Genomic DNA, 14,109 nt, shown 5'->3' on the forward strand with positions numbered 1-14,109 from the left:
TTTTCAAAAATGATAGAAACAGATTAACATTATTGAACATTTGCTTTCTTAATCAAGTCAAACAAATCTTTTTTCGTGTCGTTTGGTACTTTACGTACGTCAAATTCAACACCGAGGTCACGCAATTTTTCAAAGGTTGCAACGTCTTCTTTGTCCATAGACAAAACGTTGTTAATCATTGTTTTACCTGTTGAGTGAGCCATAGAACCAACGTTAAGGGTCTTGATTGGCACGCCACCTTCGATAGCACGAAGTGCATCTTGTGGAGTTTCAAACAAGATAAGGGCATGAGTTTCTCCGAAACGTGGGTCTTTTGCAACGTCGATCAATTTCTGGATTGGGACAACGTTGGCTTTTACTCCATTAGGAGCTGCTTGTTTGATCAATTCTTTACGCAACTCGTCGTTTGCAACGTTGTCTGAAGCAACGATGATACGATCTGCTTTTGAATCTGGAGTCCAAGCAGTGGCAACCTGACCGTGAAGGAGACGAGTGTCTAGACGAGCAAGGTTGATTTTCAGTTTACCGTCACCGATAACTGTTCCTTCTGGAATAGCAGCTTGTGAAACTGGAGCAGCTGCAGCAGTTGCAACTTCCTCAACTGGGTTAAGCTCTTCTGGAAGAGCCTTGATGCCATCTTTGGCTTCTTTAATGATATTCGCAGCGACTTTATCCACACCTGCATTCGCGTCCATAAGGCGCTCTGTGTAGGCTTGGATCAACATCGGCAAGTTCAGTCCTGTGATGATGGCAAACTTACGTTCTGGATTTTCTCCCATTACGCGGCTAGCTTGGTTGAATGGAGATCCACTCCAAAGGTCAGCCAATACTAGAACCTCATCTTCTGCGTCAAATGCAGCCACAGCGTTGTTGAATTTAGCGTAAAGGTCATCTGGACCTTCATTTGGCATAAAGGTTACAACTTGAACCTTTTCTTGTTCACCAAAGATCATAGATCCTGACTGATGAATACCCGCAGCAAATTCGCCGTGGCTCGCAATAATGATTCCGATACTCATTATTGTCATTCCTCCTTATAAAATGTTTGACTGTATGTTTAAGAAAACTTTAAGCCTAACTTTAAGTATAAACCGTTTTCATATAAAAATCAACTACTTTTTCTAAAAAGATGTAAAAGTTTTCATAGAATGACTTTTTAAAAATATTAATATATCAATGTTTTTTGAGAGATAAATGAAAATGGTAATAGAAAATTTAATATAAAAATACAGAAAATAAGCCGCTTTAGTGAAAATAAAATGAAAACAAAAAGGAAAGATTGCGACCATGCAATCTTCCCTTTTATAAGAATAAATTTTGTAAAGCGCGGGCAACTCCATCTTCTTCGTTGGTCAGAGGAAGTTGTTCGTCTGCATATGGAAGAAGAGCAGGATTGGCGTTTTTCATAGCATATCCCTTGCCTGCAAATGCCAACATTTCAGTGTCATTATGCTCATCACCAAAGGCGATTAAGTCTTTTTTATCACGATTCATCACATTGAGCAAGTACTCTAGAGCAAAAGCCTTGTTTACACCCTTGGGAGTACACTCGAGGATGTTGAGGGGCCCGCCCCAGGTATTGATAGCTAGTTGGTGCTGATAAAAACGATTCATCTCGTCCGCTAAAGCGTATTTGTCTTCAGCCCTTGTTTGCAAGAGGATGCAGTTGGGATCTTTGGTTACTCGTTCAGGTTTGAATTGATTTTCTGGCCGGAAGTTCTCTACGCCAAATAGTTTAGGATCTGCAATTTCTTCATTCGGTGTCGTGATATAGAATTTTTTTCGATATTCTCCCGCAATAAAATCAGCCTGGATGTCCTCCGTGCGCTTGACCATGTCTAGGAGGTATTTTTTGTCCAAGGTCAGGCACTTTTCATGCTCCCAAGTCTGTCCTGGTAGATGGGTAAGGGAGCCGTTAAAGTTAATCATGGGAGTATGCAATTCTAGCTCACGATAGAAGTCTTTTGCCATACGATACGGACGGCCTGTCGTGATGATGACATGGTGTCCTTTTTCTGAAATTTTTTTGATCGTCTCTTTGGTGAAATCGGAGAGCTTGCTTTCATTATTTAGCAGGGTTCCGTCCAAATCGACTGCGATAATTTTTTTAGTCATATAAACCTTCCTAGTCGTTTCCAGATAAGATGTCTACTATTATATCAAAAAGAAGGAAGAAAAGCAGATAAGAACAAAAACTACAGTTGCTTTGATTTATTAAATAAATCAAACAAACATATTGAAAAGGTGAATGATAAATGATATAATACTAATATTGTTCGTAAAAAACAAAAGGAGATTAAAGATGGACAAACTATTTAAACTAAAAGAGCACGGGACAGATGTCCGTACAGAGGTGCTTGCTGGTTTAACAACATTCTTTGCAATGAGTTATATTCTCTTTGTAAACCCTCAAATGCTTTCCCAAACGGGTATGCCTGTTCAAGGTGTGTTCTTGGCAACGATTATCGGTTCTGTAGTAGGTACTTTGATGATGGCTTTCTATGCTAATTTGCCGTACGCACAAGCACCAGGTATGGGACTAAATGCCTTCTTTACATTTACAGTTGTATTTGGGATGGGCTATACTTGGAAAGAGGCTCTTGGTATGGTCTTCATTTGTGGAATTATTTCACTGATTATTACCTTAACAAATGTTCGTAAAATGATCATCGAATCTATTCCAACAACACTTCGTTCAGCTATTTCGGCTGGTATTGGTGTTTTCCTTGCCTATGTTGGAATTAAGAATGCTGGTCTCTTGAAATTCTCAATCGATCCAGGTACTTATACGGTAGCAGGTGAAGGAGCAGACAAGGCTCAAGCTGCACTTACTGCAAACTCCGCAGCTGTTCCAGGATTGGTAGACTTCAATACTCCAGCCGTATTGGTGGCTCTTGCAGGTTTGGCTATTACCATTTTCTTTGTTGTTAAAGGCATCAAGGGTGGAATCATTCTTTCTATTTTAACAACGACTGTGCTTGCCATTGCTGTTGGTGTTGTCAAATTATCAGGGATTGACTTTGCTAGCAACAATCTTTCAGCAGCGGTTAATGATTTAGGAACTTTGTTTGGTGCTGCTCTTGGTTCAGAAGGTTTAGGATCTTTGATTTCAAACACTTCGCGTTTACCAGAAACCTTGATGGCTATTCTTGCCTTCTCACTAACGGATATTTTTGATACAATCGGTACTCTTATCGGTACTGGTGAAAAAGTTGGTATTGTTGCGACAAGTGGGGAAAACCATGAGTCCGCTAAATTGGACAAGGCTCTATACTCTGACTTGGTGGCAACTTCGGTAGGTGCCATTGCAGGTACTTCAAACGTTACGACCTATGTTGAATCTGCGGCTGGTATCGGTGCTGGTGGACGTACTGGTTTGACAGCCCTAGTGGTTGCGATCTGTTTTGCTCTATCTAGCTTCTTTAGCCCACTTCTAGCGATTGTTCCGACAGCTGCAACAGCACCAATTTTGATCATCGTCGGAATCATGATGCTTTCTAACTTGAAAAATATCCCTTGGGATGATATGGCTGAAGCGGTTCCTGCCTTCTTCACATCTATCTTTATGGGATTCAGCTACTCTATCACACAAGGGATTGCTGTTGGTTTCTTGACATACACTTTGACAAAAGTTGTCAAAGGTCAAGCCAAGGATGTGCACGTGATGATTTGGATTTTGGATGCCTTGTTTATCCTTAACTATATCAGTATGGCGCTATAAATGGTATAATAGAAAAAGGGGAGTATCCCCTTTTTAATTATAAGGAGGTACATCATGAAAGATAAGACGATTTGGCAAGAGGTTTTGAACAGAGGGAAATGGGTGCTCATCCTTTTGGTAGCTTTTGTTCTATCTCAATTTCCTATAGGACTTGCCTTGTTTTTAGCAAACAAACAGTTTCCGATTTTACAGTCAGGGCTCTTAGTAGGTGCTTTATCCATAGTCGTTTTGATTGTATTCATTATTGGTGCACGAAAAACACAACTTGCTACTTTTAATCTATCCTTTTTTAAGGCAAAAGACTTGGCTCGCTTGGTACTGAGTTATCTGGTGATTTTTGCGACAAATCTCTTGGGTTCACTCCTGCTTCGACTAACAAATGAGGCAACAACCAACAACCAATCAATACTGAATGGTTTGGTTCAGAATAGCTCTTTGATTTCAACTTTCTTCCTACTAGTCTTGATTGCGCCGATTTGTGAAGAAATTTTGTGTCGTGGGATTATTCCAAAAAAGATCTTCCGTGGAAAAGAAAAACTTGGTTTTGTTGTTGGTGCAATCGTCTTTGCCTTGCTCCATATGCCAACCAATCTACCTTCCGTGATTATTTATGGAGGAATGTCAACGGTTTTGACTTGGACAGCCTATAAGACTGAGCGTTTGGAGATGTCCATTTTGCTTCATATGATTCTCAATGGTATTGCATTTTGTTTGTTGGCCTTATTGGTATTGATTAGTAGAAATCTAGGTCTATCATTCTAAACCATTGGCCTACTTGGAAAAGATGAATACTAAAGTGTCCATCTTTTTTCTTTTTATGGTAAAATAGAGAGATAATATGGTAGAGAACCTTAAGGGAGTAACCGTTATGTCCAATAAAGTCAACCGCGAAAAAACAGCCATTTGTGGAATTATCAATGTGACGCCAGATTCCTTTTCAGATGGTGGTCAGTTTTTTGCTCTTGAGCAGGCACTCCAGCAGGCTCGTAAATTGATAGCAGAAGGAGCGAGCATGCTAGATATCGGTGGAGAATCAACTCGGCCGGCAACTCGGCCGGGCAGTAGCTATGTTGGGATAGAAGAGGAAATCCAGCGTGTTGTTCCAGTGATTAAAGCTATCCGTGAGGAAAGTGATGTTCTCATTTCCATCGATACTTGGAAAAGTCAGGTGGCAGAGACTGCTTTGAAAGCTGGTGCCAATTTGGTCAATGATATCACTGGTCTCATGGGAGATGAGAAAATGGCGGATGTGGTTGCTAAGGCTGGAGCGAAAGTGGTTATCATGTTTAATCCAGTCATGGCTCGACCTCAGCACCCTAGTTCGCTCATATTTCCTCATTTTGGTTTTGGGCAAGCTTTTACAGAGAAAGAGTTAGCTGACTTTGAAAAAATGCCAATCGAAGACTTGATGAAGACTTTCTTTGATCGAGCTCTAGCGAGAGCGAATCAAGCTGGGATAGCAAGAGAAAATATCTTGCTGGATCCAGGGATTGGCTTTGGTTTGACCAAGAAGGAAAATCTGCTCCTTCTACGGGATCTGGATAAACTACACCAGCAAGGCTATCCGATTTTTCTTGGAGTTTCGCGCAAGCGATTTGTCATCAATATCTTGGAGGAAAATGGTTTTGAAGTCAATCCTGAGACAGAACTTGGTTTCCGTAATCGGGACACGGCTTCGGCTCATGTGACCAGTATCGCTGCGAGACAGGGTGTCGAAGTGGTGCGCGTGCACGATGTAGCCAGTCATAGGGTGGCAGTTGAAATTGCCTCTGCTATTCGTTTGGCAGATGATGCGGAAAATCTAGATTTAAAACAATATAAGTAAGATGAACGAAATTGAAAACAATCAGTGGATTGCCCACTACCGGACGGACCAACCACATTTTGGCTTGGAACGCATGGTAGAACTCCTAGCTCTGCGAGGCAATCCCCAGCTCAAACTCAAGGTCATCCATATCGGAGGGACCAACGGCAAGGGGTCTACCATTGCTTTTTTGAAAAAGATGCTGGAAAACCTAGGGCTGAGAGTTGGGGTGTTCAGCTCGCCCTATCTTATTCATTATACGGATCAGATTAGCATTAATGGGGAATCCATCCCAGAAACTAGGCTAGAAGCCCTCATGGCAGACTATCAGTCTTTGCTTGAGGGGGAATCTGCTGATAATTTGCAGGGAACAACCGAGTTTGAGATAATTACAGCTATAGCCTATGATTACTTTGCCTCAGAGCTAGTAGATGTGGCCATCATGGAAGTCGGTATGGGTGGCCTTCTGGATAGTACTAATGTCTGTCAGCCAATTTTAACAGGAATTACGACTATTGGACTGGATCATGTGGCCCTACTTGGTGACACCTTGGAATCCATAGCAGAGCAGAAGGCTGGTATTATCAAACAAGGCATTCCATTAGTGACAGGTCATATTGTTCCTGAAGCCTTGGCTGTGATTGACTCCATTGCAGAAGATAAAAATGCATCGAGACTTGCCTATGGGAAAGATTACCAGGTCAGTCATCAAAAGAGTGTGGTGACGGGTGAAATCTTTGATTATACTAGTTCTGTCAGACAAGGTCGCTTTCAAACAGGCCTGCTAGGCTTGCACCAGATAGAAAATGCAGGGATGGCACTTGCTCTTCTAGACATTTATTGCCAAGAGATTGGGCGAGAATTAGCTAGCAATGACTTGCTTGCTCAAGCCTTGGAGGAAACCAGATGGCCAGGGCGTTTGGAGGTCGTGTCTAGCGAACCTATGATGATTTTGGATGGGGCCCATAATCCCCATGCTATCAGGGCTTTACTAGCAACCTTGCAAGAACGCTTTGCGGATTATCATAAGGAAATCCTCTTTACCTGTATCAGAACCAAGGCCTTGGAAGATATGTTGGATTTGCTAGAAACGGTGCCAGATAGTCAATTGACTTTAACCCATTTTGACGATAGTCGGGCGACTGATAAAAGCGTGCTGAAAGAGACAGCCAAGTCTAGAAATCTCAATTACCAAAGTTGGCAGGATTTTCTAGAGCAGAAATTGACAGATAAAAATGAAGAGAAACAAACAGTTAGGATTGTCACGGGTTCCTTGTATTTCTTGAGCCAAGTGAGAGCCTATCTGATGGAGAGGAAGAACGAGAATGGATACACAAAAGATTGAAACGGCTGTAAAAATGATTATCGAGGCTGTTGGTGAGGACGCTAACCGCGAGGGCTTGCAGGAAACACCTGCTCGTGTAGCCCGTATGTACCAAGAGATTTTTTCAGGCCTTGGCCAAACTGCTGAGGAACACCTGTCAAAATCCTTTGAGATTATTGATGATAATATGGTAGTGGAAAAGGATATTTTTTTCCACACTATGTGTGAACACCACTTCTTGCCTTTTTATGGGAGAGCGCACATTGCCTATATTCCAGATGGTCGGGTGGCAGGCTTGTCTAAGCTAGCCCGTACGGTTGAAATTTATTCTAAAAAACCACAGATTCAAGAACGGTTAAATATTGAAGTGGCCGATGCCTTGATGGACTATCTGGGGGCTAAAGGAGCCTTTGTTGTCATTGAGGCCGAGCATATGTGTATGAGCATGCGTGGTGTCAGAAAACCAGGTACTGCGACTTTGACGACAGTAGCGCGAGGTGTATTTGAAACAGATAAAGACCTCCGAGACCAGGCTTATCGTTTAATGGGACTATAATACTCTTCGAAAATCAAATTCAAACCACGTCAGCTTCCATCTGCAACCTCAAAACGGTGTTTTGAGCAGCCTGCGGCTAGCTTCCTAGTTTGCACTTTGATTTTCATTGAGTATAAAAAGAATCCGCTTCATGCGGATTTTTCTAGAAAGGACTAGTTATGGATCAACTGCAGATTAAAGATTTGGAAATTTTTGCCTATCATGGTCTTTTTCCAAGTGAGAAAGAATTGGGGCAGAAGTTTGTTATTTCCGCAAGCTTATCCTATGATATGACCAAGGCGGCGACAGACTTGGATTTAACAGCATCTATCCATTACGGAGAATTGTGTCAGCAGTGGACGACTTGGTTTCAGGAAAGCACTGAGGATTTGATTGAAACGGTAGCTTACAAACTCGTTGAACGTACCTTTGAGACCTATCCTCTTGTCCAAGAGATTGAGTTGGAACTAAAAAAACCGTGGGCTCCAGTGCATTTACCATTGGATACCTGCTCGGTGACCATTCACCGTCGTAAGCAACGGGCCTTTATCGCCCTAGGAAGTAATATGGGAGATAAGCAAGCAAACTTGGAACAAGCTATTGACAACCTGCGAGCTCGAGGCATCTATATTCTCAAAGAGTCCAGTGTCTTGACGACGGAGCCTTGGGGTGGTGTGGAGCAGGATAGCTTTGCCAATCAGGTGATTGAAGTAGAAACCTGGTTGCCAGCATCAGTCTTGTTAGAAACATTATTAGCCATCGAGTCAGAAATGGGGCGGGTGAGAGAAGTGCATTGGGGGCCTCGTTTGATTGATTTGGACCTGCTTTTTGTAGAAGACCAAGTCATCTATACAGACGAGCTCATCTTGCCTCATCCTTATATAGCAGAACGCCTCTTTGTCCTTGAGCCGTTAGTGGAAATAGCTCCCCATTTTATCCATCCAATCCTAAAGCAACCAATTCGGTACTTGGTTGACCAGTTGGAGCAAGGAAATGCCTAAGCTTTCCGAGACCTATAGCAAGTGGAAGAGTATCGGGGAGGGACTACTTGCTATTGTTTTAGGGCTTCTCTTGATTCGTTTTGGACAAGTTATTCCGCGAATGGGGTACCAGTTGCTGATGGGCTACTTTTCCTTGTCAGCAGTTTGGCACTTGTTGACTCGCTGGTTTCAAGATAAAAAACGTCGGGAAAATATCTTTGTAACCTTGGGCAAGCTGGTGGTAGCGGCTCTGGTGTTTGACTCTATCATCTTGCAAGACCTTGCCCTCTATCTCCTGGTTTTTATCATTGCGAGCTACCAGCTGTTTACGGGCATCATTAGTCTTGTGACTTGGTCTCTCTATCGAAAAAATGCCATTCATCCTCGGCTCCATCATCTCTTCGATGCTGTATGGATGATAGGATTCGGGCTTTATAGCATCTCTCCTTTTCACGATGCAGCGAATTTTGAATTGCTCTTGCTTGGGTTTTACTTGCTCATGCTAGGAGCCAGTAGCCTCCGGGACGGTTTCTTTTTTGAAAAGATAGAAAACAATCCCAAGCTGAAACGACGTATGCGAATGACTCTGCCGATCTTTGTGACAGCGCTGATCCCTATTAGTACCTTGCGCAAACTAAATGAGTGGCTGGCAAATCATGAAAGCCAAGAAGGGGAAGTTCATTCAGAAAGAAAAAACGACCAGACGGTTGATCTGGAAATTTTTGTCCATACCTCAGAAACCTCTTTCTTCCTTGCTATGGGACATGTGGATATTTGTTATCAAGGGGAGGTTATTTCCTATGGTTCCTATGATCCCCACTCGGAGCGTTTATTCGGCATGGTTGGAGACGGTGTTTTGTTTAAGGCCAATCGGGAAAAATACATCGAACTATGCAAGAGGGAAAGTCAGAAGACCTTGTTTGCTTATGGTCTGAGTTTGACGGACCAACAGAAGACAGCTATCCAAGCTCGCCTAGCAGAGATAGAAGACCTGTTAATTCCTTGGGAACCAAGTTCGCAGTTGATGAAAAGAAGAGAGGGAGAGGTCAAGCATACCTACTCCTACCAACTGAAAGAGGAAGCAGATGCGACCCTCTATAAATTCAGCTCATCCGAGTTTAAGACCTACTTTGTTCTCAGTACCAATTGTGTCTTGCTGGCAGACTCTATCGTAGGAAAAGCTGGGACTGATATATTGAGTCCCCAAGGTTTCATTGTGCCAGGGACTTATCAGGATTACCTTGATTTAGAGTATACAAAACCCAATGGTCTAGTTGTTAGTCGATCCATTTATTAGAAAAAGAAAACTCTAGTTCCTCAGCAGTTTGCGCCGAGAAGCTAGAGTTTTTAAAATAGGTCATTTTCTTCTGGAAGGAGGATGGTTTCTCTGCCGTCTAGGTCTAAAACAAGGACCCTAGGAGGATAAAGCGGATCGAAAGTATGATTGAAATCAAAATCGATGCTAGTCGGAAGGTGCTGGCTAGAAAAATGGAAGGTGATGGTCCCCTTATTGTTGAGCAGTTGAAACTCAAGTTCTTCTTCTAATTCAAAGACATTTTTCAGGAAATGATCAATAATATACCATAAAGAGTCAATGACATCATCAGGCAAGCTGGTCACGACACCAAAACTAGCGGATCGTCTCTGTGTATTTGTAAAAGCCATGTTTTCCTCCCCCTTTATTTTCCTTATCATACAGCAAAATGTCTTAAAAATCAAGAAATCCTACTCGCTTTTTCAAAATGGGAATAAACTGTGAAATTTTTTCAAAGTTTCTCTAAAAAATACTTGAAAGTGTTTACAATAAGTGATAAAATGGAGTAAGTAGATGCGTGAAAGCGAAATTTTCATTATAGAAAGGAAACGGAATGAACACAGATGATACAGTAACGATTTATGACGTCGCCCGTGAAGCAGGAGTTTCAATGGCAACAGTTAGCCGTGTCGTTAATGGCAACAAGAATGTTAAAGAGAACACTCGAAAAAAAGTCCTAGAAGTGATTGATCGCTTGGACTATCGTCCAAATGCGGTAGCACGTGGTTTGGCTAGCAAGAAAACAACGACAGTCGGAGTTGTGATTCCTAACATTACCAATGGTTATTTCTCAACGCTTGCTAAGGGGATTGACGACATTGCTGAAATGTACAAGTATAACATTGTCCTAGCAAATAGTGATGAGGATGATGAAAAGGAAGTTTCAGTGGTTAACACTCTCTTTTCAAAACAAGTCGATGGGATTATCTTTATGGGCTATCACTTGACTGAAAAGATTCGTTCAGAGTTTTCTCGTTCACGGACACCGGTTGTTCTTGCTGGTACTGTGGATGTAGAACACCAACTTCCAAGTGTGAATATCGACTACAAACAAGCAACGATTGATGCAGTGAGCTACCTTCTCAAAGAAAATGAGAAAATTGCTTTTGTGAGTGGACCACTCGTCGATGATATCAATGGCAAGGTTCGTTTGATCGGTTATAAGGAAGCCTTGAAAAAAGCTGGACATTCTTATAGCGAGGGCTTGGTATTCGAATCAAAATACAGCTATGACGATGGTTATGCCTTGGCAGAACGCTTGATTTCATCACAAGCTACAGCCGCAGTTGTAACAGGTGATGAATTGGCAGCAGGTGTCCTAAATGGTTTGGCTGACCACGGTGTGTCTGTACCAGAAGAGTTTGAAATTATTACGACAGATGACTCTCAGATTGCACGATTCACTCGTCCAAACTTGACGACTATTGCCCAACCTCTTTATGACCTAGGTGCTATCAGCATGCGTATGTTGACCAAAATCATGCATAAGGAAGAGTTGGAAGAACGTGAAGTTCTCTTACCTCATGGTTTGACAGAACGCCGCTCTACACGAAAACGTAAATAGAAAAAATCAGGGAATCGTGAAGATTTCCTGATTTGCTTTCTAGAGAAGAGGTTTATCCTTCCATATAGTCTTTCAAAGCTTGTCCTTTTAGTCCAGCATTAAGGGCAATTAATAATTTGAGGCGCGCTTTTTGAGCGTTGAGTTCTTTGACAAAGAAAACACCAGCTCGTTGCAACTGCACTCCTCCACCTGGGTAGGCGTAGACAGGTTCAGCAATGCCATTAAAGCATCGTGAGACCAAGGCGACTGGAATTCCTTTTTGGAGGAGATTTTCCAACTTTTGAGCTGTTTCTTTGGGAATATTGCCTGCTCCGAAGGCCTGAATAACTAAGCCATCCAGCTGTTCCAAGTCTAACATATCGATCAGCTCGTCTGTCATACCGGCATAGGCTGAGATGATGGGAACCAGACCTTGAATATGCTCAAGATCAAACCGGACACGAGGTTCAGCCGTTTTGAAGTAGAGGATTTCTTGCTTCATGATGAGGCCAAGTGGTCCATGTGTTGGGGTTTGAAAGGTGCTGACATTGGTCGTATGAGTTTTGGTAACATACTTGGCTGCGTGGATCTCGTCGTTCATGACGACCAGCACACCCTTGTCGGCTGCTTTGTCATCACTGGCAACTCGCAGCGCGCTCAGATAGTTATATACACCGTCGCTACCAAGTTCGTTTGAACTACGCATGGCCCCTGTTAGAACGATGGGGATGGGCGGAATTTTCATGGTATCAAGGAAGTAAGCTGTTTCTTCTAAGGTATCTGTACCATGTGTGATGACAACTCCATCATAGTTATCAGCTTCCTCTTTAATCTTATGATAGAGTGCAAGCATATGCTTGGGTTTGATATGAGGGCTTGGCAGATTAAAAAAGTCTAGGGCATGAACCTCAATCCCTTCAAGCGGATTGGAAACATGGTTCATGGGATTTTCCTGGCTAGTTACAACGGCACCAGTGGCATCTGCTTGCATGGAAATAGTCCCACCTGTATGTAAAACAAGGATTTTCTTAGGCATGATTTAGTCACTCTTTCTGAAATGTGGTATAATCATTGTAACACAAAAGGGGAGAATGGGACAGGATGGAAGTCAAGGCTGTTTTTTTTGATATCGATGGAACGCTAGTCAACGATCGCAAGAGTGTTTTGAAATCCACTAAGGACGCGATTAAGATTGTCAAAGAGCAAGGAGTGCTTGTTGGAGTAGCGACAGGACGAGGGCCGTTTTTTGTCAAGGAATTGATGGAAGACTTGGACCTAGACTTTGCGGTGACCTACAATGGCCAATACATTTTTAATAAAGAAAAGGTGCTCTTTGCAAGTCCGATTGCTAAGTCAAGCCTGCGTCAACTGATTGCTTACGCTAAAAAGGAGCGTAAAGAAATCGCTCTTGGAACCGAGCATGCCGTTGTTGGTTCGAAAATTATGTCATTTGGTCTCGGCTCCTTTTCCCAACTGGTTAGTCGTTTTATTCCGACTGTTCTGACAAGAACCGTTAGCCGTTCCTTTAATCGAATGGTCAGCAAGGCAGTTCCTCAAAAGGAAGACGACTTGCTTAACTTGATTAATCAACCCATTTATCAAGTTTTGATGCTGATGACGCCAGAGGAATCTGAGAAAGCTGCAAGTGATTTTGAAGATTTGAAATTAACTCGAAGCAATCCTTTTGCAGCAGATATCATTAACCAAGGAAATTCCAAATTAGAAGGCATTCGCCGAGTCGGGAAAGAATATGGCTTTGATCTCAACCAAGTCATGGCCTTTGGTGATTCAGACAATGATTTAGAAATGTTGGCAGGTGTTGGTATGTCGGTTGCTATGGGAAATGGCAGTAGCAGTGTCAAAGAAGTCGCCAAGCATATTACGGCAAGTAATCAACAAGATGGTATCCACAAGGCGCTCGAGCACTTTGGTGTTTTGGCTTCAGAAAAAGTGTTTGTCAGTCGAGACTACCACTTTAATAAGGTCAAAACCTTCCACCACATGATGGATGAACGAACTCAAGAAGAGCCACAGGCATGGGATGCTGAAGGTGCAACCCATCGCGCAGACTTTAAAATTGAAGAATTAGTAGAGTTTGTTCGCGCAGCAAGTTCTTCGGAGGAAGAATTCCAAAACTCCCTTGCAAGCATGCATGAGGCACTTGATAAGGCGGCAGAGAAAGTGGCGAAAAAGACGCCTGCTAAGCAAAATCTGGTCGGTCAAGTGGATGCTTTGATTGACACATTGTATTTCACATACGGCAGTTTTGTATTGATGGGAGTAGATCCAGAACGCATTTTTGATATTGTCCATGAAGCAAATATGGGGAAGGTTTTCCCTGATGGGAAAGCTCATTTTGACCCAGTTACACACAAGATTTTAAAACCAGATGACTGGGAAGAAAAATATGCTCCAGAACCTGCCATCCGACAGGAACTACAACGTCAGTTTAAAGCTTATGAGCGACATAAAGAAAGAAAAAATAAAAAATAAGAGAAATTTCTTTTCCCTGGATGAAAAATTCGGGGATTTTTTGAGCTGAAAAACCGAACAATTTTATATATATCACTAATTATTATTAGCATATTTATACTAGAAAAAGAAAAGAAAAAAATGGAAAGATAGTGAAAATAAAATAACAGGAAATTACATTTCTTACAAAGAATAGTTAAAAAGCTAGATATATTACTAATATATCTAGCTTTTCTTTTAAAAAACATCAAAAAAAGACAAGTCAAATTATTTGATATTTGAAAGTTTATGTGTTAGAATAAATTCAGAAAGCGAATAAATATAAAATCCTCATGCTACTACAATATGCTCTTTTTTAAGACAGAGAGTCAACTTGTTTATTTCAGGCCTGTTAACAAGTTGATGTGAGGAGTTC

13 protein-coding genes are annotated in these 14,109 nt (G+C 41.9%); 9 read left to right on the forward strand and 4 right to left on the reverse strand.

Annotation, left to right across the window (positions count from 1 at the left end; genetic code table 11):
* Positions 1 to 29 precede the first annotated feature (29 nt).
* Positions 30 to 1,019 (reverse strand): PTS sugar transporter subunit IIB, encoded by a 990-nt coding sequence (locus tag HMPREF2991_RS06515; RefSeq protein ID WP_000021984.1) that lies wholly within the window; start codon positions 1,017 to 1,019, stop codon positions 30 to 32.
* Between the two features lie 283 nt (positions 1,020 to 1,302).
* Complete coding sequence (locus HMPREF2991_RS06520; protein WP_000162337.1) at positions 1,303 to 2,115, reverse strand: Cof-type HAD-IIB family hydrolase; 813 nt, start codon at positions 2,113 to 2,115, stop codon at positions 1,303 to 1,305.
* A gap of 187 nt (positions 2,116 to 2,302) precedes the next feature.
* Here HMPREF2991_RS06520 and HMPREF2991_RS06525 point away from each other — a divergent pair, with 187 nt between their 5' ends.
* The 7 genes from HMPREF2991_RS06525 to HMPREF2991_RS06555 all read left to right on the forward strand — a co-directional run bounded on the left by HMPREF2991_RS06525 (position 2,303) and on the right by HMPREF2991_RS06555 (position 9,661).
* Positions 2,303 to 3,721, forward strand: a complete 1,419-nt coding sequence (locus tag HMPREF2991_RS06525) for an NCS2 family permease (protein ID WP_000359241.1) — start codon at positions 2,303 to 2,305, stop codon at positions 3,719 to 3,721.
* 54 nt (positions 3,722 to 3,775) lie between these two features.
* A complete protein-coding gene (locus HMPREF2991_RS06530; RefSeq protein ID WP_000653642.1) occupies positions 3,776 to 4,483 on the forward strand; it encodes a CPBP family intramembrane glutamic endopeptidase in 708 nt (235 codons plus the stop codon).
* Between the two features lie 76 nt (positions 4,484 to 4,559).
* A complete protein-coding gene (gene folP, locus HMPREF2991_RS06535; RefSeq protein ID WP_070683709.1) occupies positions 4,560 to 5,546 on the forward strand; it encodes a dihydropteroate synthase in 987 nt (328 codons plus the stop codon).
* 1 nt (position 5,547) lies between these two features.
* Entirely contained in the window at positions 5,548 to 6,870 is a 1,323-nt protein-coding gene (locus tag HMPREF2991_RS06540; RefSeq protein WP_001002331.1) for a bifunctional folylpolyglutamate synthase/dihydrofolate synthase, read from the forward strand.
* Positions 6,851 to 7,405 carry a GTP cyclohydrolase I FolE gene (gene folE, locus HMPREF2991_RS06545; protein WP_000380930.1) on the forward strand — a complete coding sequence of 185 codons (555 nt, stop codon included), beginning with the start codon at positions 6,851 to 6,853 and terminating at the stop codon, positions 7,403 to 7,405. Before HMPREF2991_RS06540 ends, folE begins: the two co-directional genes overlap by 20 nt.
* 158 nt (positions 7,406 to 7,563) lie before the next feature.
* On the forward strand, positions 7,564 to 8,385 hold the full coding sequence (gene folK, locus HMPREF2991_RS06550; protein ID WP_070567712.1) for a 2-amino-4-hydroxy-6-hydroxymethyldihydropteridine diphosphokinase: 822 nt from the start codon (positions 7,564 to 7,566) through the stop codon (positions 8,383 to 8,385).
* Positions 8,378 to 9,661 carry a hypothetical protein gene (locus HMPREF2991_RS06555; protein ID WP_070683711.1) on the forward strand — a complete coding sequence of 428 codons (1,284 nt, stop codon included), beginning with the start codon at positions 8,378 to 8,380 and terminating at the stop codon, positions 9,659 to 9,661. The genes folK and HMPREF2991_RS06555 overlap by 8 nt, the downstream gene beginning before the upstream one ends.
* A 50-nt stretch (positions 9,662 to 9,711) precedes the next feature.
* Here the strand turns inward: HMPREF2991_RS06555 and HMPREF2991_RS06560 are convergent, their stop codons facing one another.
* On the reverse strand, positions 9,712 to 10,029 hold the full coding sequence (locus tag HMPREF2991_RS06560) for a DUF960 domain-containing protein (RefSeq protein ID WP_070683713.1): 318 nt from the start codon (positions 10,027 to 10,029) through the stop codon (positions 9,712 to 9,714).
* 203 nt (positions 10,030 to 10,232) lie between these two features.
* Here HMPREF2991_RS06560 and ccpA point away from each other — a divergent pair, with 203 nt between their 5' ends.
* Positions 10,233 to 11,243, forward strand: a complete 1,011-nt coding sequence (ccpA, locus tag HMPREF2991_RS06565; protein WP_001090635.1) for a catabolite control protein A — start codon at positions 10,233 to 10,235, stop codon at positions 11,241 to 11,243.
* 52 nt (positions 11,244 to 11,295) lie between these two features.
* Here the strand turns inward: ccpA and HMPREF2991_RS06570 are convergent, their stop codons facing one another.
* Positions 11,296 to 12,258 (reverse strand): asparaginase, encoded by a 963-nt coding sequence (locus HMPREF2991_RS06570; protein WP_001124808.1) that lies wholly within the window; start codon positions 12,256 to 12,258, stop codon positions 11,296 to 11,298.
* Positions 12,259 to 12,323: 65 nt separating this feature from the next.
* Here HMPREF2991_RS06570 and HMPREF2991_RS06575 point away from each other — a divergent pair, with 65 nt between their 5' ends.
* Complete coding sequence (locus HMPREF2991_RS06575) at positions 12,324 to 13,715, forward strand: Cof-type HAD-IIB family hydrolase (RefSeq protein WP_000453122.1); 1,392 nt, start codon at positions 12,324 to 12,326, stop codon at positions 13,713 to 13,715.
* The last annotated feature ends 394 nt before the right edge of the window (positions 13,716 to 14,109 follow it).

This window comes from Streptococcus sp. HMSC072D07 (genome assembly GCF_001814835.1).
Lineage (GTDB): Bacteria > Bacillota > Bacilli > Lactobacillales > Streptococcaceae > Streptococcus.